Below are 19,751 nucleotides of genomic sequence, written 5' to 3' on the forward strand. Positions count from 1 at the left end.
CCTATTCCGGAGAGCCAACCGACAAAAACAACAGGAGTCAACCATGCGCAAACTCATCACTTCTGCAGTGATCATGGGCTGTATGGTGCTTGGTGCACCGACGCTCAGCCATGCCAGCTATACCGATACCAGGCATCCCATTGTTCTGGTACACGGTGTGACCGGTTTCAATACCCTCGGCGGCCTTATCAACTACTTTCACGATATTCCCTGGAATCTGGAGCGCAGTGGCGCCCAGGTGTATTCCGCCAGCGTTTCCTTCGTGAACAGCAGCGAGCAAAGGGGCCAGCAGCTGGCCAACTATGTCAACGGGCTTGGGCATTCCAAGGTCAACCTGATGGCACACAGCCAGGGCGCCCCCACCTCCCGCGTAACCGCGGCGCTGATTCCCCACAAGATTGCCTCGATCACTTCGATCAACGGCGTTAACAAGGGTTCCAAAGTGGCGGACGTGGTGCGCGGCATCATTCCACCGGGCAGTTATGTTGAAGGTGGCGCACAGGCCATCGCCAACGCACTGGGGGATCTGGTGAATGCCCTGTCCAGTGCCGATAACCCGCAGAACGGCCTGGCCGCGCTGGAAACCCTGACCACCCGTGGCACCACCGATCTGAACAATGCCCTGGGCTGGAAAGGCGTGAACCGCTGGTCCTGCTCGGGCACGGCAGAGGATCAGTGGATCAACGGTAACCGCGTCAAGATGTTCTCCTGGACCGGTAAAGCCGTTTACACCAACTGGACCGACGTTTCCGACCCCTTCCTGGGCATCACCTCCCTGGCCTTTGGCAACGAGGACAGCGACGGGCTGGTGGGCGTATGCGCCACCAAGATGGGTAACGTGATTGGCACCCACTACGACATGAACCATGTGGACGCCATCAACCATATCTTCGGCGCCCGTTCCTGGTGGACCAACCCGGTCTCGCTGTATCGCAGCCAGGCAAACCGGTTGAAGAATCGCGGCCTGTAATTCACCCGTGAATTCTTATATCCGCAGGTCGCCGGCGCCCCTGACGGGCCCGGTGACCTCCGGTTCATGGATCTGACCGATGAAGTAGACGGTGCCTCCTATGCCTGAACAGCCAACCGCGCTGAAACGCGCCATTTTTCCACTGATTGCACTGATCCCCCTGGTCGCTGCCACCGTGTGGGTAATGACCGAAGACACCCCGCCCGCACCCGTGACCAGTTCCCAGGCGCCCGCGACGGACTCCGCTCCCGTTACCACAAAAGCGGATACCTCGCCCAAGCCCATTACTGCGCCAGCAAACAGCATTGCCTACCAGACGCCGACCTCTCTCGGAGACAAACCTTTCGCCTCGTCACTGGCGGGCACAGACATTGACGGCAGCCTGAAGGCAGACGCGAACGGCAACCTGATTGTGGATCTATCCACCAAAGACTTTTTTGATTACTTCCTGAATACCGTTGGGGAAGTGTCACCTGAGACGGCCCTGGCAGAAATCGAAGCCCTGGCCCGCAACAACCTGCCGGCGGCGGCCGCCGACCAGGCCATGGCCATTCTTGACCAGTACCTGGACTACAAACAGCAGGCCGTGGAACTGGGGCGCCAGGGGCTGGACCCTTCCCGCCAGCAGGACCCGGACTATCAGCTACAGATGCTTAAAACGGCGCTGTCGGACCTCAAGCAGATTCGCCGCAACGCCTTCGACCCGGCAACCCACGACGCCTTTTTCGGGCTGCAGGAAGCCTATGGCGAATACACCCTGGCCCGCATTGAAATCCAGCAGCGGGAGGACCTGTCCGCCCAGAGCAAACAGACCCTGATGGACTGGCATCGCGAGCAGCTTCCCGAACCCCTGCGCAAAACCGAGAACGGCATGATCCGCGAGGCGGAAAAGAGCCGGCTACGTCAGGCCGCCATTGCCGAGGCCAGCTCGCCCAGTGAAGCCGGACAACGTCTTCAGGCGCTTGGCGTGGCGCCGGAGCAGGCGGCAGAGGTTGTCGGCTACCTGCAAGAGCGCGAACAGTTCGACGCCCGGTTCCAGCAATACCAGCAGGCACTGGCCAGCCTGGAAAATGCCGGCATCAGCCAGGGGGATTTCGAGAGCCAGCAGAGCCAGCTCCTGAAGCAACACTTCGATAGCGAGCAGGCCCGCACCTGGGCAAGACTCAAATCCCTGGATGGAAATTCGCCCTGATCCACGCAACGGACAATCGGTTTACCGTTCCGGGGCCCCGTAAGGTTAGACTGCTGAAAACAATAACCCTTCCGGGCAAAAAAACAGATGACCATTGAACAATTGCGGCACCAGCAGGCCGTGGGCTTTCGCCGGCTGCGATTCCAGCCGGCGCTGGAGTCCCGGTACCGGGATATCCGCGATCAGGGTATTCGCGAGCGGGCACGGCCTGTGTCCGCCAGTGCGCTGGTGCTTTTCCTGGTGTACTCCCTGCTGGACTGGGCAATGTTGCCAGACAGCCTGGCCCGCCAGACCGTTTTCATCCGACTTCTGATCACCTGCCCCACCATTTCACTGGTGTGGTGGCTCTCCTGGCAGCCCCTCAGACCCGGTGTTTTTCTTCGGTTCTACGGTTTGGCCTACCTGGTCGGCGGCCTGAGCGTGATCGCCATCATCGGCATTGCCCGTCTGGCGGAGTTCCCGCTGCCCTACGAGGGCATCCTGCTGATGCTGATGTTCGGCTACTTTGCCATGGGCATACCCTTCCGGCTGGTTTCCACCCTCTCGCTGATTCTGGTGCTGACCTATCTGGCCATGGAATATGTGACCGGCATGCCGCTGAATGAGCTGGCCATTAACGGTTTTTTTATCATGACCGCGAACATCATCGGCATGGTGGGTAGCTGGCTCAGCGAACACCGCCAGCGCGCCCATTTTCTGGACCGGCAGATGCTGGAGGCGCTGCGAAGCCAGGCGGAAAAGGAAAGCGAACGCAAGACCAGCCTGATTACCGTCGCCAGCCACGATCTGCGCCAACCGCTGAACATCATCAGCCTGATTCTTGAGAACCTCCGAGCCGATTCCCTGCCGGCGGAACAGTCAGCGCTGGTGGACCGCCTGAAAACCTCCGTGGCCCACTTCAACGGCCTGCTGGCATCGGTACTGGATATTTCCCGCCTGCAGGAGGGTATGGTGAAGCCGGAAACCGAACCTCTGACGCCCGCCCGAGTGCTTGAGCAGTTGCAGCAAACCTGCGGGGAAAGGGCGAACAATCTGGGCGTCGAGATGGTTTTCCGGGATGTCAGTGACGGCAAAGCGGTCATGGCAGACCCACAGCTGCTGCATCGCATCCTGCAGAATCTGGTGTTCAATGCGCTGGACCACAGTGCCGCCAGCCGGATTGAAATCAGCGTTGGTTCAGCCGACGGGCAACTGGCGTTCACCGTCAGTGACAACGGGCGCGGCATTGATCAGGCCACCCGTGCCAGAATCTTCGACCCGTTTTTCCGCACCTGCCGATCGGACGACCCCGGACTGGGCCTGGGACTGGCGATTGTGCGGGAGCTTGCCGAATTGATGGATGGCACCTGTACGCTGGATTCCGATACCGACAACGGTGCCTGTTTCCGGGTTGCACTGCCCGCCTGCCAGCCCCACCAGGTGACTGAAAACACCCTCTCTTTCTCTCCAGACAGTCCACATCAGGGTCTTCTGGTGGTCGAGGATCACGACGAATCACGGCACTGGATGCAGCGGATTCTCAGCGGCTGGGGCTATGACGTGCATGCCTTTGCCAATGCCGAGCAGGCGCTTGAACATAGCGAAGGCCTGTCCAACGCCATTCTGGTGACCGATCTACACCTGCCGGGGGAACCGGGGGACCAGCTCTTTGCTACCCTCAGCCAGCGCCAGGCTATCAGTGGCGGCGTTATGGTGACCGCTGACACCTCCATGGCGGAGGGTTACAATCCATCGCGAAGGCTTTGGACCCTCCACAAACCACTGCAGCCCATGCGGCTGCGGGCCGCGCTTCAGCAGTTGATGCGCCGCTAGTTATCCATTACCTGACGTAAGGAATTCCATGACAAACAAAACTCCGCAGACACCGAGCATCACCCACCGGATCCTCAGGCTTGCCCTGCCGCTTCTACTCATGGTGGGCCTGGCCGGATGCGCCACCTCCGCCAGCAATCAGGACTCGCAGGCCCGGCAGGTCGGCACACTGGAGGGTTCACCGGTTCAGGTCACGACGGTGCCGCGGGCGACCTACTTTACCGGCGAATACGATCTTCCGGCTGACGACATAGGCGCCCAAACCGGGCCGCTGGCAGAAAAGGTGGCCATCGCCGCCGTCAAAAAAGCCAAGCTGGACATTGTGGGTCCGCTGACGCTTTTCCTTCCCGACTGGCGCAAGCAGACCAGCGGGGAAGTGACTATTGGCGTGGGCTATCCGGTGACTGGCTCTGGCCAGATGGTGCCAAGATTCGAGCAGGACATTAAATCCGAATTTAAATGCCTTTCCGTCATCCGCAAGGCCGGCGTCGATAACAGCAGCGCCTGGAAAGAGCTGTATGTTATTGCCGAGCAAAAGGGCATGCAGGTGAGCGGCAACAATCGAACCGTTGTCACGCGAGGGGACGGCGGTTACCAGGTCGAACTGCAGCTGGGCCTGCTCTGACCGGGCGCTTAACCCGAGATCAAACCCAGCGCCCGGGCTTCAGACACGCACTCGGTGCGGTTGTGCACGCCGAGATGAGCAAAAATCGCCTTGAGGTGGGTTTTAACCGTGTGTTCGGTGAGATTCAGCGTCTGACAGATACGTTTGTTGGGCAAACCCTGGGCCAGCAGGGTCAGGACCTCAAGTTGTCTCGGTGTGAGGCCATCAGCCTGGATCGGGGGCTGCTGCAAGGATGGGTAGAACAGCTCTCCCTGGCTGACCCGCTGGATCATTGTGATCAGGGTTCGGCGGTCGGCTGATTTCGGGAAGAAGCCCACCGCACCGGCCGACTTTGCCGCCCGCACGGAGGTTTCGTCTTCGCGGCTGGAAATCACCACCACCGGCACGGGCATGCCCAGCCTTTCCAGCTCGGCAAACAGGGAAAGGCCGGCCTCGCCCTGCAGGCCGAGATCCAGCAGCACCAGTGAGGTTTCCGGCGATTTCTGCAGGTCACTGACCGCCTCGGCTATAGTGCCCACACAGGACACGGAACCGGCCAGCGACTCTTCTTCCAGAATGGCGGTCAGGCCAAACAGAAAAAATGGATGATCATCAACAATGAGTATCCGGGGCAGAAGATCACTGCACCCGGATGACGGTGAGGCAGCAGTCGCCTCACCAGGCATTCCGGTATCCATCGCTTGCTCCGCACGTTCTCTGTTGTTGTTACTGCGGTACCATTAACTATACGGGGCAAAATCCAGTCGGAACGTTGGCTGGTTAACAATTCTGTGACGCAGGTCCGTTATTCGGGCAGACCTGCACACCGCCGGTAAACCCTGATACCCGATGTCCGTTTAACATCTAGAATTTCAGAATTGAGAACCTTCATTTCCAGGCAATTCAGGGCGACAACAAGGACAATGGATATTCAGAACGATCACCGTTATGCCATCAACCTCAACGTGCGGGGCATCCAGCCTTCAGCTACCCTGCGCATTAACGAGACCAGTAACCAGCTCAGAGCCGAAGGCCGGGACATCATCAAGCTGGGCCTTGGCCAGTCACCGTTCCCGGTGCCCGAGCGAGTGGTTGCGGCTTTGCGGGACCATGCCCACGAAAAGGACTACCTGCCGGTCAAGGGTCTGAAAACTCTGCGCGAGGCTATCTCGAACTACGTTAACCGCAGTGAGCGCATGCGCTCGACCTGGGAAGACGTGCTGATCGGCCCCGGGTCGAAAGAGCTGCTGTTCATGCTGCAGCTGGCCTACTACGGCGACCTGCTGATTCCCCGGCCAAGCTGGGTATCCTACGCGCCCCAGGCCCGGATAATCGGCCGCTCGGTACACTGGCTGCCGACCCACGCCGAGAACAACTGGCAGCTGACCGCTGAGGAGCTGGACATCGTTTGCCGGGACGACCCCTCGCGCCCGCGCATTCTGATTCTGAACTACCCGTCCAACCCCACCGGCTGCACCTACACGGAAGACCAGTTGCTGGCGATTGCCCATGTGGCCCGCAAGTACAAGATCATTCTGCTGTCGGACGAGATCTACGGCGAGGTGCACTTCGAAGGCAAACACAAGTCCATCGCCCGTTATTACCCCGAGGGCACGATTGTCAGCACCGGCCTGAGCAAGTGGGCCGGCGCGGGCGGATGGCGCCTGGGCACCTTTATTTTTCCGCCGGAGCTGCGCCCGCTTCAGGACGCCATGGCCATTATTGCCAGTGAAACCTACACCGCCACCAGCGCCCCGATACAACACGCCGCCATTGCGGCGTTCGACGGCGGCCCGGATCTGGACGAGTATCTGAAACAGTCCCGCCGGGTTCTCAAGGTGGTGGGCGAGTACCTGCATAAGCGGCTGTCGGCCATGGGTGCGGTGGTTCAGAAACCGGAAGGCGCCTTCTACCTGTTTCCGGACTTTTCCGGCTTCCGGGAAGCACTGGCGCGGCGGGACATCAAAACCAGCCAGGCCCTGTGCCAGTCCCTGCTGGAAAAGACCGGTGTGGCGATACTGCCGGCCAGCGATTTTGGCTTCGTGCCGGACCATCTCGCGGCGCGCCTGGCCTTTGTGGATTTCGACGGCGCCCAGGCCCTGGAATTGGCCGGCGGCCAGTACGCCGATACGGAACTGGACGAACACTTCGTGGACCAGGCCTGCCCCCGGCTGGTGACCGCCATGGATAAAATCGCCGCCTGGCTGGAGGAGCTTTAATGCCGGACATCAACCGGATTGCCGAATTCGCCGAAGACCTGGCGCGCCGGGCAGGAGAACTGGTTCGTAAGGAGCGCGAGCAGAATACCCTGCGAACCGACTACAAACAGCAGACCGAGCTGGTCACCCATGCCGACGTCATGGCCGATGAAATGATCACCGGCGCTATACGCGAGCAGTTCCCGGACCACCGCATTATGTCGGAAGAGACCATGCCCGACCTGGAGCAGGCGGAGCAACTGGATACACCGCTGTGGATCATCGATCCCATCGACGGCACGGTGAACTACGCCTACGGCCACCCGCAGGTGGCGGTGTCCATTGCCTATGCGGAAAAAGGGCGGGTTCAGGTGGGGGTAGTTCACGCGCCCTTTTCAAAGGAAACTTTCCGGGCCGTTCTCGGCCAGGGTGCCACTCTGAACGGCGGGTTTATTAGCCACAGCGGCGCCACGGACCCGAGGCAATCACTCTTTGCCACCGGCTTTCCCTACACCAAGGACGCGCTGGAACCGTTGGTGAACCGGCTGAATGCCATGATTCACCGGTGCCGGGATTTACGGCGCATCGGCTCGGCGGCCCTGGATATATGCTGGGTGGCCTGCGGGCGGCTGGATATCTACTACGAAAACGTTAGCCCCTGGGACTTTGCCGCGGCAAGGCTGATTGCCCTTGAGGCCGGCGCGACCGCCGGGCATTTCAGCGAGGTGCCGGAAGGCATGCCGGCGGATCTGTGGGGACGGGATATTCTGATTTCTGCGCCCGAGATATGGGAGCCGGTGCGACAGATTCTGCGCAAGGCCTCAGGCTACAAGTAGGTCGGATCAGGCCCAGACGCCCTGGGCCACCGACGGCCAGCACTCTTCAAAATCGGCAGAGGGCTTGCGGGCGAAGGCGGAGCGGATAAACCGCTGAATCCGCCCCTCCAGAAACACCATCACCCAGTCGGCGCCACGAATGGCGCTGGTATTGAACTTCAGCCCCTGGCGGAGTTCCCCTTCCTTGATGATCTGGCGTATCTGGGTTTCCAGCCGTTCGAAAAACTGCGACGCCCGGCCGCGCAAGGCGTCGTTTTCACCCATCAGGGCGTCGCCGGTCAATACCGTGCACAGGCCCGGATTGCGCTCGGCGAAGATCAATACCAGATGCACCAGTTGCCTGAGCCTTACCTGGGCGTCGTCCTGTTCCTGCAGAATGGTCTGGCAGCGGGTGAACACCGCGTCTTCGGCAAACTCCACCAACGCTTCGAACATTTTCCGCTTGCTGGGAAAATGCCGGTAGAGCGCCGCCTCGGTGACGCCCACGGAGCGCGCCAGGCCGGCGGTGGTTATGCGGGCACCCGGGTCCTGCTCCAGCATTTCCAGCAGGCATTGCAGGATGGCATCACGACGACTTGGGGGCTGGTTGCTCATAGGGTTTTAGAAAAAGGTCCCATCAAGCGGTGACGACGCGCTGGCGTAGAGTTTCTTGGGCATCCGCCCGGCAAGGTAGGCGTCACGGCCGGATTCAATCGCCAGGCGCATGGCCCTGGCCATACGGATCGGGTCACGGGCCTGGGCAATGGCGGTATTCATCAGCACGCCGTCGCAACCCAGCTCCATGGCCAGCGTCGCGTCGGATGCGGTGCCTACACCGGCATCCACCAGCACCGGCACATTCGCATTCTCGACAATCAGCCGGATGTTGTAGCGGTTCTGGATGCCCAGGCCGGAGCCAATCGGCGCGCCCAACGGCATGATGGCAATGCAGCCCATCTCTTCCAGGCGCTTGGCCAGCAGCGGGTCATCGGAACAGTACACCATCACCTCGAACCCGTCCTTGATCAGCGCCTCGGCCGCGACCAGGGTTTCGGTCATGTTGGGATAGAGGGTTTTCTCTTCCCCCAGCACTTCCAGCTTCACCAGGTTATGGCCGTCGAGCAGTTCCCGGGCCAGCTTGCAGGTGCGGATGGCGTCTTTCGCGGTGTAGCAGCCGGCGGTGTTGGGCAGCATGGTGTAGTTTGCTGGCGATACCACATCCAGGAGGCTCGGCTCGTCCGGATTCTGGCCCAGGTTGGTTCTGCGCACCGCAAAGGTGACGATTTCGGCGCCACTGGCTTCAATGGCGTGGCCGGTTTCTGCCAGGTCACGATACTTGCCGGTGCCGACCAGAAGCCGTGACTGATAAACGCGGCCCGCTATCTCCAGCGGCCGGTCTTCGGGAAGCGGTCTTTCGGAGTATTCACTCATGCTGATACCTTGAAATTCGTTGAATAAGCGGGTCTGACGATCACCCGCCACCAATTGCGTGGACGACCTCTACCCGGTCGCCATCGCTGAGGCTGAATCGGGGATGTTCGCTGCGGGGTACAATGTCCTCGTTGACCTCTACCGCCAGCCGTCTGCCTTCCAGTTCCATCCGCTGGATCAGGTCCGAGACCGTTGCGCCGTCGCCGAATTCCATGGACTGGCCGTTTACCTGAATCTGCATTTTCTATACCTGCCTTTTACTACCCTTACCTGCCACAACCATCAGCACCCAGCCCACCATGAAACAAACGCCGCCGATCGGGGTGACCGGTCCCGGCCAACTCATCGGTGTCAGCACCAGCAGGTAGAGACTGCCGCTGAACAATACGATGCCGGCGGCAAAAAAACCGGCGCCAACCGACAGCAGTCTGACGCTCAATCCTGCACCGGACAGCAGTGCAAGCAGAATGAGCCCAAGCGAGTGGTACATTTGATAGGTGACGGCAGTCTGGAAAACTTCAAGCCCCCGCGCGCTGACCACTCCGCGTAACCCGTGGGCACCAAAAGCGCCGGCCATCACCGCAGTGAGCGCCAGCAGGCCGCCAACAACCAGAGGCCAGCGAAGCAGGATCTGCCCGGGAACAGGTTTGTCAGGAGCAGTCACAGTGAATTTTCTCTCCGGTGTCCAGGTTCATCATGGTCAGTTGGCCGCCCCAGACACAGCCGGTGTCCAATCCGATAAAACGTTCGTTTTCGGTGTTACCTCCCAGCGCAGCCCAGTGGCCGAAAATAATCCGCACGTCGTCCGGGCGCTGGTATCGGAACCAGGGGGCAAAGCCGTCCGGGGCGTCTTCCGCGGATTCCTTGGCGGCAAATTCCAGGGTGCCGTCTTCGGCAATAAACCGCATTCGGGTGAGGTAGTTGGTAATCGCCCGTAATCGCTCCATCCCCTGTAGATTGTCATCCCAGCGGGCAGGATTATTGCCGTACATACCGGCAAAGTAATCGGCAGCGTTCGGGCCCTTCAACACTGCTTCCACCTCGCGGGCGTAACCCGCCGCCTGATCAGCGCTCCAGACATGAGGCAGGCCGGCATGAACCATCACGAAATTGCGGTCCTTGTCCTGGACCAGCAGGTTCTGCTGGCAGAGCCAATTCAACAGATGGTGGTGGTCCGGCGCTTCCAGAATCTCTTTCAGGGTGTCCTTGTTCTTGAGCGCGTGGCCGCCCATGGCAACCGCAAGCAGGTGCAGATCATGGTTGCCCAGCACCACCACGGCGGAGTCGCCCAGGCTTTCGACGTAACGCAGGGAGTCCAGCGAGGACGGCCCCCGGTTGATCAGATCTCCGGCCACCCAGAGCCGGTCCCGCGAGGGTGAAAAATCCACCTTGGAAAGCACATCCATCAGCCGGTCGTAACAGCCCTGGATGTCTCCGATCGCATAGTCAGTCATTACTTACCTCTTGATCGCCCACTGCACCGGCATCTGGCCTTGCACCTCCGGCCTGTTCGGCCAGGAGATCGGCAATGGCGACGTAATCCGCCAGCGCCAGATTTTCAGGGCGCAATCCGTCGTTGATACCTACGCTGTTCAGCTGCTCAACGCTCACCATGCCGGCCAGGCCCTTACGCAGGGTTTTGCGCCGGGCACTGAACGCCGTGCGCACCACCGCCTGAAGCAGACGGTAATCCTTCGCAGGATGCGGCAGGGTTTCGTGGGGTACCATCCGCACAATGGCGGAATCCACCTTTGGCGCCGGCTTGAACGCGCCGGGCCCCACCTCGAACAGGGGCTGCACGCGGCAGAAGTATTGGGCCATGATACCCAGCCTGCCGTAGTTGTTGTCGCCTGGTACGGCTGCCAGCCGCTGCACCACTTCTTTCTGAAGCATAAAGTGCATGTCTTCAACCACACCGGAGTGCCCCAGCAGATGGAAAATCAGCGGCGTGGATATATTGTAGGGCAGATTGCCGATGATGCGGATTCGCTGCCCGTTCTCCACCAGCTGGCCAAAATCGAACTTCAGTGCGTCGGCTTCGTGGATGCGGAAATCCGGGTAATTGAAAAACTTGGTGCGCAGCACGGGAATCAGATCCCTATCCAGCTCGACCACCTGAAGCCGGCCATTCACCGCCAGCATTTCTTCGGTCAACGCCCCGAGGCCCGGGCCGATTTCCACAAGGGCATCGTCCGGCTTCGGATTGATGGCGCGGATAATGCGCTCGATCACGCCGGGATCGTGCAGAAAGTTCTGGCCAAATCGTTTTCTGGCTTTGTGGCCTGATTGAGGGCGGCCGGGTTTATTGCTCACACACTGCTCGCTTGTTTTGAATGGAACACGCTTTAATTCAGACCCTTCTGACATCGGGTCATATGCTCGCCGACCCGGACGGCCTGCCTCAGGCTGCCCACATCGGCGCGGCCGGTGCCGGCCAGATCCAGTGCTGTACCGTGATCCACCGAGGTTCTGACAATCGGCAACCCCAACGTGATGTTCACTGCCCGGCCGAAGCCCTGGAACTTCAGTACCGGCAATCCCTGGTCGTGGTACATCGCCAGGGCGACATCGGCGTTGTCCAACCAGTGGGGCGTAAACAGGGTATCGGCGGGCAGCGGGCCGGTCAGGGTCATGCCCTCACCGCGGAGCGACTCCAGAGTGGGCTCGATGATATCCAGTTCTTCCCGCCCCAGATGGCCGCCTTCACCGGCGTGGGGATTCAGGCCGGCCACCAGAATGCGTGGCTGCTGCACGCCGAAGAACCGTTTCAGGTCCTGATTGAGGATGCGCGTTACCTGGGTCAGGCGTTCCGGTGTGATGGCCCGGGGCACCTCACTCAGGGGTAAGTGAGTGGTCACCAGGGCAACCCTGAGCTCATCCGTGGCCAGCATCATTACGACGCGCTCAACGCCGCACATCGCCTGCAGAAATTCGGTGTGGCCACTGAATTCGATGCCCGCGTCGTTGATAACACCCTTGTGCACCGGTGCGGTGACCATTCCGTCGAACAGCCCCTCCATGCAGCCGCGGGTCGCGACGGTCAGCGTGTCCAGGACGTACGCGCTGTTGGCCGGGTCAAGCTTGCCGGCTTCGGTGGTTGCAAGGCCGTCCACATGGTAGACAGAAAGCTTTCCGGGCGCGGTCTCGGCGGCGGTACCCGGCATCCAGTCCTGCAGCGTGATACCCAGCCCGAGCAGACGGTTGCGCGCTTCCAACAGGGGTTTGCTGGCAACCGCTACCAGTCCCGCAGAACGTTGCTCAGCGGCAAGCTGAAGGCAGAGCTCGGGACCAATGCCGGCGGGTTCGCCGGGGGTCAGTGCCAGGGTCACCGTTGTTGTCATGACGCGGCAGGATCGTCGTTCTTGAATTCTATGAAGGCTTCGTCGCGAATTTCCCGCAGCCAGTTCTGGAGTTCAATATCGAACTTGCGGCGATAGATAGCTTCGCGGGCCTCCGCCCGTTTTACATCATTGGTGACATCCAGCTGTCTGCGTTCCTGCACCTGCAGAATGTGCCAGCCAAACTGTGAACGGAACGGGCCTTTCAGCTCGCCCACTTCGGCGTTCATCATGGCATCCTCGAACTGCGGCACCATCTGGCCGGGGCCAACCCAGCCCAGGTTTCCGCCGTCGGAGCCGGAAATCGGATCGTCCGATTCGGCCTTGGCCAGAGCCGCAAAGGACGCGCCTTCCTGAAGCCGTTTGTAAATTGCACGGATCTGTTCCTCGGCCTGCTGATCGCTGGTGGTTTCATCCGTCCGGACCAGGATATGACGGACCCGGGACTGCTCCACCATCTGGGCACTGTTGCCGCCACGTTTGTCCAGCACCGCCACCAGATGGAAGCCACTGCTGTTTTCCAGTACCGGCGACACTTCACCGACCGCCATTTCCGGCACCACATCGGCGACCAGTGACGGCAGCTGGCCTTCACTGCGCCAGCCCATGTTGCCGCCTTCCAGGGCGTTGCTGGCATCGGATTCGGCAACGGCCACCGAGCGGAAGTCACGGCCGTCCAGGATCTGCTGCCGCAGGTCTTCAATTTCCTGACGGGCGGCGGCCACTTCCTGCTCATCGTTGGGGTTTTCCACTTCCACGAGAATCCGCGCCAGCTCGTACTCAGCGTTGGTTCGAGACTGGCCCGAGGTGGCCTCCAGGTAATTATCCACTTCCCGGTCGGTCACGCGGACACGGCTGCCCACCTGGCGCTGCTGCACCCGGCTGGTCAGCATCTCATTGCGAATCTGCTCGCGGGCTTCCTGATAGCTCACACCTTCACGCGCCAGCTGGTTCTCGAACTGGGACAGGGTCATGTTGTTGCTTCGGGCGATCGACGCAATGGTTTCGTTCAACTCGTTGTCGCTGATTCTCATGCCGATCCGGTCCGCCAGCTGAAGCTGGATGGATTCGGTGATCAGCTGGTCCAGAACCCGCTCTTCCAGCACCGATCGCGGTGGCAGGCTGGTACCCTGGGCCCGCAGACGACCGACGATGGTGTTGATGCGCGCATCAAGCTCGGACTGCAGAATAACGGACTCGTTGACGACCGCGACTACCTGATCCAGCAGCTTGCGCTCCGCCTGAACCGCTACCGACATCATCACAGCCATCATTAACACCATGGCCTTTGCGCATTGGCGAAGGTTCGCCCTCATAATCACCTCTGTATGGAAAACCCGGCGGACATCAGTGCCCAGCCGGAAGAATCTGCTTGTCATCTCAACGCTCGCCGAAGCGGCGGCGCTCTCGTTCATCGAAGCCCACGATGGCTTCGGAGATCTCCTCTGACGATCCGCCGCTGCCACCCAGGCCTTTCAGTTCAACCCGGAAAAGCACCCGGTTTTCAAGTTGTTGCTCGTCAGTCAGGTAGTTCTGATGAACCAGCTGTACGCTCCAGCAGCAGTTATTGTATTCCAATCCTGCCAGCGACCCTACGGTGCGGTCGAGCTGGGAATCATACGCCCAGCGGCCGATCAGACTAACACGGTCTGTGACAGGCACAACGCCGCCAATATCCGTCTGTTCGAATTCATTCCGGCGGTAACTGTGGCCAACACTGGCCAGATAGCGGTATTCCTCCGAGTGAAACACCAGCTGACTGCGGCTCTGTTCGGTTTTGCTGGTTTCCGGATCCCACAGGCCGGAAGTGCGAATCTCCAGACCGGCTATAGGTCGCAGCACCATTTCCCCCGCCAGCGGCGAATCGCTGCGGTCAGATGCGCCCTCGCCGGCCAGCGTAACCTCGCGGTCTTCGAAGTACTGCACCTGGCCCAGGCTGACGCTCGCCCGTTCCAGCCCCGTGACCAGATCATAGAACCGGCTGGTCACAGCCATCGCCAGTTTGTTGGTATCCCCCACCCGATCGCCACCATAGAAGCGGTTTCTGCGGAAAAGTTCATCGAAACTGAATGGGCGCAGGGCGGTGTCGAAATCCGGAATCCGCGACTGGTTCGCCTTGGCGTCGGCCCAGGCGTAGTAAAGGCGCGGTTCCAGGGTTTGGGCGTATGGCACATCAAACAGGGTTGAGCGGCGGTCAAAATACAGCCCGGAATCCCATTCCGCCACGGGCACGGAACGGTCAAAGTCACCGTCGCCGAGGCCGTAGTCCTCAAGACTGTAGCGGGTGTAGTCCACCGCCACTGACGGACGCACATAGCCCCAGACAGACCGCAGGGGCAACGCCAGTTCGGGGATGGCCCGCAGGCGGTGCCCGTTGGCCTGTTCCAGACCGGTAAGGGTGTCGTTGTCGCGGTAGAAGAAAGTGTACTGGCTATCAAGCCCGAGGGTCACCGGCCCCAGATCACCGACACCCCTGTACTGGATATTTGGCAACTGGGAATAGGGCCGGTCGGCTTCGGCAATGAAATCACTGATGGTTTGATAGCCGCTCAGGTAGGCGTCCAGTTGCTGGTTCTCGCCCAGGTAACGAACGCCGCCCCGGCGCTGCAAGTGGGTGGCCTGACTGATACTCAGGCTGCGGTTCAGGTCGCTCAGGTAATCATTGTCGCTGACGGCGGAATAATCCCCGTACCCGATCCAGTACTCATTGAAGGTTGCCTGGGTACTGAAATCCACGCCCCAGCGCTCGCCGTCCGCGCCCGGCTCGTTGTCGGCGTACGCCTGGTCGTTACCGGCGTAGCCAAACTGGAGTTCGGACTGCCCGTACTGGCTCAGGTAGCGGCCTTCCATTTCGGTGAACAGCCCCCGGCCGTTGATAAACTGGGGGGTGACGGTAGCGTCGTAGTTGGGGCCCAGGTTGAGATAGTAGGGTACCGAAAGAAAACCGCCGCTACCGGCACTGGACGACCCGAAGGCCGGATACAGGAAACCGGATTTGCGGCGCTCGTCAATGGGAAAGCTGAGGTAGGGCCAGTAGAACACCGGAACGTCTTTTACCCGCAGACGCATATGTTTCGCCGTGCCCACACCCTCGCCCTGATCAAGCTTGATGTCAGAGGCAACGATGGACCAGTCGTTCTGCCCCGGCGCACAGGTGGTCAGCTCGCCCTGCTCAACCCGCACTATGTTGTCAGCGGTTCTGACCAGTTCATCGGCAGCGCCCCGCATCTCGGCCCCATGCAGCAGGAAGGTTGCCGAGCGGATATCCAGATAGCCAGTGTTGGCGTTGTAACTGGCTCGATCGCCGGTCAGCAGAAAACCGTCGCCACGGCTGGTGAGCGGGCCCTGAATCGCCACCTCGCCCGACGCCTGGCTGTAGCGGGCCTGGGCACCGGTGACGGTGAACGGGCCCTGCTGGATGCGCACGTCGCCTTCAAGGAATAGCTCGGAGTCGATTTCGTAGCGGGCTTCCAGGCCGCTGGCGGTCAGCGGCTGGCTTTCCATCGAGCCAGCAGCGCCTGATGCGTTGTCGCCCGGCGTCGAGGGCAGGTACCCACCCGCGCAGAAAGATGGCAGACGCTGTGCCACGTCCGATGGCAACTGGGCCCTGGGACGCCAGTCAATCTCTGCCGCGGTTGGTGGCTCTTGCGCCAGCGCCGGCGACACGGTAAACAACCAGACACCGCCCGCCAGTGCTGCACACCAGCCCTTCCGGGGCAGCTGCAATCGGCTGGGCAAAATGTGCAGCTTCAGTCGGGCTGACACGGTCTGGAGATCCTGTGCTGATAGGCGATTAACGCGGCCTAGTTTACACGGCGGCCGGTGCCTTGTTAACGGAAACAGTGGGCCGGCGGTGGTGACAGCAATTGTGATTTAACCTCCCGCTTCAGATCTGCTAAGTTTTGAACCTTGCATCTGGACGATCACGCCCACATGTCTGGCATCAACGTTATTTTCCCGCTTACTTCAGGAATCTTTCCGGCCCCATGGACAATCGTCTGCAAACCCTCACCCAATGGGTAAAACAGTTTCCCGGCTTTGAAATGGCCGATCCGCAGCCGGTTTCCGGCGATGCCAGCTTTCGCCGGTATTTCCGGGTGCACGGCAAGCCGGAGGGTCGAAACGAGGCGCAGCCGTTTATAGTGATGGACGCACCGCCAGAGCATGAAGACTGCCGCCCCTTTGTCGCTATTGCGAAGCACTGGCGATCCCAGGGCGTCGCGGTGCCGGAAATACTGAACCAGGATCTGGACCAGGGCCTGCTTCTGCTGGAGGATTTTGGCGACACCCTGATGCTGGGCGCACTGACTGAAGCCAACGCCGACGCGCTATACAAAGGGGCACTGGACGAGTTGCTGGCGATCCAGCAGGCCACATCCGCCCCGGACTACCCTTTACCGCCTTATGACGCCCAGCTGCTTGACCGGGAAATGGCGCTCTTCCCCGACTGGCTGCTGACGCAAAAGTTGGGGCTGACCCTGGACAACAGCGAGCGGGCGCTGCTGGACACCACCTTTGCGTTCTTGCGGGAAAGCGCGCTGGCCCAGCCCACGGTAACCGTTCACCGGGACTATCACTCCCGCAACCTGCTGGTTCGTCCGGGAACCGACCTCCCCGGCGTGATTGATTTCCAGGATGCGGTCTGCGGACCGGTGACCTACGATCTGGTATCCCTGCTGAAAGACTGCTACATCAACTGGCCAACCGCCCGAGTGCAACAATGGCAGGAAGAGTTCCGCCAGCAGTCGCGCAGCGCCGGCGTTCACAACGCAGACCCGGACACCTTCCATCAATGGTTCGAGCTGATGGGCATGCAACGGCACCTGAAGGCCGCTGGCATTTTCGCCCGGCTGGATATCCGCGATGGCAAGCCCGGCTACCTTGGCGACATTCCCCGCACCGTCTGTTACCTGGTGCATGCCAGTGGCCAGCAACCGGCGCTGAGACACTTCCACGAGTGGCTGACCGACCGGGTGCTGCCGGCCATTGAAGAAACCATCGGTTCCGTGGAGACCCGCCACCTGTGAAAGCCATGATTCTTGCGGCGGGTAAAGGCGAACGCATGCGGCCGCTGACGCTGACCACGCCAAAACCTATGCTCCGCGCCGGGGGCAAGCCGCTGATCGTGCACCATCTGGAAAATCTTCAGCGTGCAGGTTTCCGGGAGCTCGTGATAAATCATGCCTGGCTGGGCACACAGATCGAGGAAGCGCTGGGCGATGGCAATGAATTCGGCGTCCGCATTACCTACTCGGCCGAGGGCGAACCGCTGGAAACAGCGGGCGGAATCGTCAAAGCCCTGCCCCTGCTCACCGAATCCGGCGACGACTGGTTTGCGGTGATCAATGGCGATATCTGGTGCGACTTCGATCCTGGCAATCTGACACCGCCCGCAGGTGCAGATGCATTGCTAGTGCTCACCGACAATCCAGAGCACAACCCACAGGGCGATTTCAGCCTGGATGAACAGGGCCGCGTGGTTAAGGACGGCGCCGAAAAACTCACGTTCACCGGCATCAGCCTGCTCCATCGTCGACTGTTTGACGGACTGGAAGCGGGCCCGCTGAAACTGGCGCCGATCCTTCATGAGGCCATTGCCAGGGGCCGGGTGCGGGGTATTCACCATACCGGCCAGTGGATGGATATCGGAACGCCGGACCGGCTAAAGGAACTGGATACGCTTCTGGCACGGGGAAAGGCCTGAACCATGGCATCTAAAACGCCGGACAACACATTGCCTCGTCGCATGGAAGCCGAATTCACCAGCCTGCTGGGTGAGCTGTCTGCCTGCGGCCACCAGGCCAGCGAACTGATGGTTCGCACCCGGCTGCCGGGTTGGTGCCGCCGCAGTCTGTTTTTCTTTCTGGGCTACATCGCCAAAGCCGACGGGCGCGTAACCGAGAAAGACATCGGCTTTGCCGAAACCCTGATGCGGGCTCTTCGACTCTCCCAGCGCCAGCGCCGCAAGGCCATACGGCAGTTCCAGCAAGGTAAAAAGGCCGACACCATTCCCAGGGGCCGGGCCCTGCGGCTGCGGATCTCCCACCGGCTATGGCCCTCACCGTCGCTGCGGGTTGCCATCTGCCTGTGCCACGCTGCCCAGCTTTCCGGCCGCCCCGGCAAAAAGCGGCGATACCGGTGCGAGGACGCCATTGACCAGATGGGCCTGCCCATCGGTATCAGTGATGACATTCTGGACAGCTATGCCAGCAAAGTCTGGATTACCGAACCGGAAACCCAGGCCCAACCCACCACCTATGAACAGGCGCTGCAGTTGCTGGGGGTTACCCGGCGGGACTCACGGGCGGAGGTTAAACGCGCCTATCGCAAACGGGTATCCGAGTGCCATCCAGACAAGCTGGCCCAGCGCAACCTGAGCGCCGCCGAACTGGCCCAGGCCAAGGACCGGCTGCTGCGATATCAGCAGGCCTGGGAATTGGTCGACCGCCGCCACCCGAACTAGCGCTTCAGCCAGGCTGAAATACGGTTCGACAACTTGCGAGCCTCTCTTGCCTGTGGCTGCCGGGCCATTGCCACCGGCTGTCGCTCGTACCCACTGATACCAGAGCGTTCCATGGCCGCTTCCCGCTCGCGGGCGACCCGGTCCAGCGTTTTATCGCCCGGGAAGGTACTGTAAAGCTCAAGAATCGAGGGCGACCTGGCCGAGGCCAGCAACTCCGTCAGACCGGAGGATTCGTCGGTATAGAATCGGGGGGCGATCCAGATCAGATCCGATGCCCGGCCGTCTGCCCTCACCTGACGGGTAACATGACCCGCCGCCCGGCCAACCCCGACCAGCACGATTCTCTTGTACTCCCGCTCCTGCAGGGCGTCCACGGCGGCGTCAAGCGACGCCATCACCCTCTCCCGATACTGCTCTAGGGCCTTGTCCGGGGGCACCGACTCCATGACATTGATCATCACCGACGACTTTTCCTCCGGTTCCTGTTCCTGGTCGGTCTCCTCGCCCTGGGCATCGGCAGGTTCACCAGCCGGTTCCGTGCCAGCCCCCGGGACGGTATTGTTCTGTTGCCGCAACCACTCCTGAACGGCGAAAGGCGGTGCCGGCAACCCCAGAGTCATCACCGCCCAGCCGGCCCGGCTCAGCGGCGCCCGCAGGGCATCCACCACTCCGGAGGCTGCGGATATACCTTCGTCTGCCAATATCACCAGCGCGCCTCGGGCAGGCAGCTCCTGCTCCGGCTGGAACAGCGCCAGGGTGGGCTCCTGGTCTTCGGCTGTCAGCCAGACCGCGGAATCCGGATGATTGCGGGCGATGGCTTCGGCCCCAAGGCCGGTTGAAACCATCGGCCTTTCGGCCGCCGCGACACTGGACACAATCATCAACACGGCGACAGGGACGAGCAATATCTTCACCGGAGTCTCTCTTA

At 60.9% G+C, this 19,751-nt stretch carries 20 protein-coding genes; 9 read left to right on the forward strand and 11 right to left on the reverse strand.

What is annotated here, in order from left to right; all coding sequences use genetic code 11:
* The first annotated feature begins 43 nt into the window (after window positions 1-43).
* The 4 genes from FPL19_RS05190 (at window position 44) to FPL19_RS05205 (ending at window position 4,599) form a co-directional block, all read left to right on the forward strand.
* Window positions 44-970, forward strand: a complete 927-nt coding sequence (locus FPL19_RS05190; RefSeq protein ID WP_150911260.1) for an esterase/lipase family protein — start codon at window positions 44-46, stop codon at window positions 968-970.
* A 100-nt stretch (window positions 971-1,070) separates the two neighbouring features.
* Complete coding sequence (locus FPL19_RS05195) at window positions 1,071-2,162, forward strand: lipase secretion chaperone (RefSeq protein ID WP_150911262.1); 1,092 nt, start codon at window positions 1,071-1,073, stop codon at window positions 2,160-2,162.
* 87 nt (window positions 2,163-2,249) lie between these two features.
* Window positions 2,250-3,974, forward strand: coding sequence for an ATP-binding response regulator (locus FPL19_RS05200; RefSeq protein ID WP_150911264.1), 1,725 nt, complete (start codon window positions 2,250-2,252; stop codon window positions 3,972-3,974).
* 28 nt (window positions 3,975-4,002) lie between these two features.
* On the forward strand, window positions 4,003-4,599 hold the full coding sequence (locus FPL19_RS05205; protein ID WP_150911266.1) for a hypothetical protein: 597 nt from the start codon (window positions 4,003-4,005) through the stop codon (window positions 4,597-4,599).
* A gap of 8 nt (window positions 4,600-4,607) precedes the next feature.
* Here the strand turns inward: FPL19_RS05205 and FPL19_RS05210 are convergent, their stop codons facing one another.
* A complete protein-coding gene (locus FPL19_RS05210) occupies window positions 4,608-5,276 on the reverse strand; it encodes a response regulator transcription factor (RefSeq protein ID WP_150911268.1) in 669 nt (222 codons plus the stop codon).
* 225 nt (window positions 5,277-5,501) lie between these two features.
* Between FPL19_RS05210 and FPL19_RS05215 the strand changes: the two genes are divergently transcribed.
* Both FPL19_RS05215 and FPL19_RS05220 read left to right on the forward strand, forming a co-directional pair.
* A complete protein-coding gene (locus FPL19_RS05215) occupies window positions 5,502-6,797 on the forward strand; it encodes a pyridoxal phosphate-dependent aminotransferase (RefSeq protein ID WP_150911270.1) in 1,296 nt (431 codons plus the stop codon).
* Entirely contained in the window at window positions 6,797-7,612 is an 816-nt protein-coding gene (locus FPL19_RS05220; RefSeq protein WP_150911272.1) for an inositol monophosphatase family protein, read from the forward strand. Before FPL19_RS05215 ends, FPL19_RS05220 begins: the two co-directional genes overlap by 1 nt.
* A 6-nt stretch (window positions 7,613-7,618) precedes the next feature.
* Here the strand turns inward: FPL19_RS05220 and slmA are convergent, their stop codons facing one another.
* The 9 genes from slmA to FPL19_RS05265 all read right to left on the reverse strand — a co-directional run bounded on the left by slmA (window position 7,619) and on the right by FPL19_RS05265 (window position 16,026).
* The gene (slmA, locus tag FPL19_RS05225) at window positions 7,619-8,206 is read right to left on the reverse strand and encodes a nucleoid occlusion factor SlmA (RefSeq protein WP_150911274.1); all 588 of its coding nucleotides are present in this window, start codon (window positions 8,204-8,206) and stop codon (window positions 7,619-7,621) included.
* A gap of 6 nt (window positions 8,207-8,212) precedes the next feature.
* A complete protein-coding gene (locus FPL19_RS05230) occupies window positions 8,213-9,022 on the reverse strand; it encodes a thiazole synthase (protein WP_150911276.1) in 810 nt (269 codons plus the stop codon).
* Window positions 9,023-9,062: 40 nt separating this feature from the next.
* Window positions 9,063-9,263 carry a sulfur carrier protein ThiS gene (thiS, locus tag FPL19_RS05235; protein ID WP_150911278.1) on the reverse strand — a complete coding sequence of 67 codons (201 nt, stop codon included), beginning with the start codon at window positions 9,261-9,263 and terminating at the stop codon, window positions 9,063-9,065.
* 3 nt (window positions 9,264-9,266) lie between these two features.
* A complete protein-coding gene (locus FPL19_RS05240) occupies window positions 9,267-9,650 on the reverse strand; it encodes a DUF423 domain-containing protein (protein WP_404802813.1) in 384 nt (127 codons plus the stop codon).
* Window positions 9,651-9,672: 22 nt separating this feature from the next.
* Window positions 9,673-10,476 carry a symmetrical bis(5'-nucleosyl)-tetraphosphatase gene (locus FPL19_RS05245; protein ID WP_150911280.1) on the reverse strand — a complete coding sequence of 268 codons (804 nt, stop codon included), beginning with the start codon at window positions 10,474-10,476 and terminating at the stop codon, window positions 9,673-9,675.
* A complete protein-coding gene (gene rsmA / locus FPL19_RS05250; protein ID WP_225314301.1) occupies window positions 10,469-11,335 on the reverse strand; it encodes a 16S rRNA (adenine(1518)-N(6)/adenine(1519)-N(6))-dimethyltransferase RsmA in 867 nt (288 codons plus the stop codon). The genes FPL19_RS05245 and rsmA overlap by 8 nt, the downstream gene beginning before the upstream one ends.
* A gap of 32 nt (window positions 11,336-11,367) precedes the next feature.
* Window positions 11,368-12,363, reverse strand: coding sequence for a 4-hydroxythreonine-4-phosphate dehydrogenase PdxA (pdxA, locus tag FPL19_RS05255; protein WP_150911284.1), 996 nt, complete (start codon window positions 12,361-12,363; stop codon window positions 11,368-11,370).
* Window positions 12,360-13,676, reverse strand: a complete 1,317-nt coding sequence (locus FPL19_RS05260) for a peptidylprolyl isomerase (protein ID WP_150912406.1) — start codon at window positions 13,674-13,676, stop codon at window positions 12,360-12,362. The genes pdxA and FPL19_RS05260 overlap by 4 nt, the downstream gene beginning before the upstream one ends.
* Before the next feature lie 64 nt (window positions 13,677-13,740).
* Window positions 13,741-16,026 (reverse strand): LPS-assembly protein LptD, encoded by a 2,286-nt coding sequence (locus tag FPL19_RS05265; RefSeq protein ID WP_225314376.1) that lies wholly within the window; start codon window positions 16,024-16,026, stop codon window positions 13,741-13,743.
* Between the two features lie 320 nt (window positions 16,027-16,346).
* On the opposite strand from FPL19_RS05265, the gene FPL19_RS05270 reads away from it, so the two are divergent.
* The 3 genes from FPL19_RS05270 to FPL19_RS05280 are packed head-to-tail and all read left to right on the forward strand — an operon-like array spanning window position 16,347 to window position 18,823.
* Window positions 16,347-17,387, forward strand: coding sequence for an aminoglycoside phosphotransferase family protein (locus FPL19_RS05270; RefSeq protein WP_150911286.1), 1,041 nt, complete (start codon window positions 16,347-16,349; stop codon window positions 17,385-17,387).
* Window positions 17,384-18,064 carry an N-acetylmuramate alpha-1-phosphate uridylyltransferase MurU gene (gene murU / locus FPL19_RS05275; protein ID WP_150911288.1) on the forward strand — a complete coding sequence of 227 codons (681 nt, stop codon included), beginning with the start codon at window positions 17,384-17,386 and terminating at the stop codon, window positions 18,062-18,064. The genes FPL19_RS05270 and murU overlap by 4 nt, the downstream gene beginning before the upstream one ends.
* Window positions 18,065-18,067: 3 nt before the next feature.
* Window positions 18,068-18,823 (forward strand): DnaJ domain-containing protein, encoded by a 756-nt coding sequence (locus tag FPL19_RS05280; RefSeq protein WP_150911290.1) that lies wholly within the window; start codon window positions 18,068-18,070, stop codon window positions 18,821-18,823.
* Here the strand turns inward: FPL19_RS05280 and FPL19_RS05285 are convergent.
* Complete coding sequence (locus tag FPL19_RS05285) at window positions 18,820-19,737, reverse strand: DUF3530 family protein (RefSeq protein WP_150911292.1); 918 nt, start codon at window positions 19,735-19,737, stop codon at window positions 18,820-18,822. The two genes, FPL19_RS05280 and FPL19_RS05285, sit on opposite strands and share 4 nt — an antisense overlap.
* Window positions 19,738-19,751: the final 14 nt, after the last annotated feature.

This window comes from Marinobacter halotolerans (genome assembly GCF_008795985.1).
Taxonomy (GTDB): Bacteria; Pseudomonadota; Gammaproteobacteria; order Pseudomonadales; family Oleiphilaceae; genus Marinobacter; species Marinobacter halotolerans.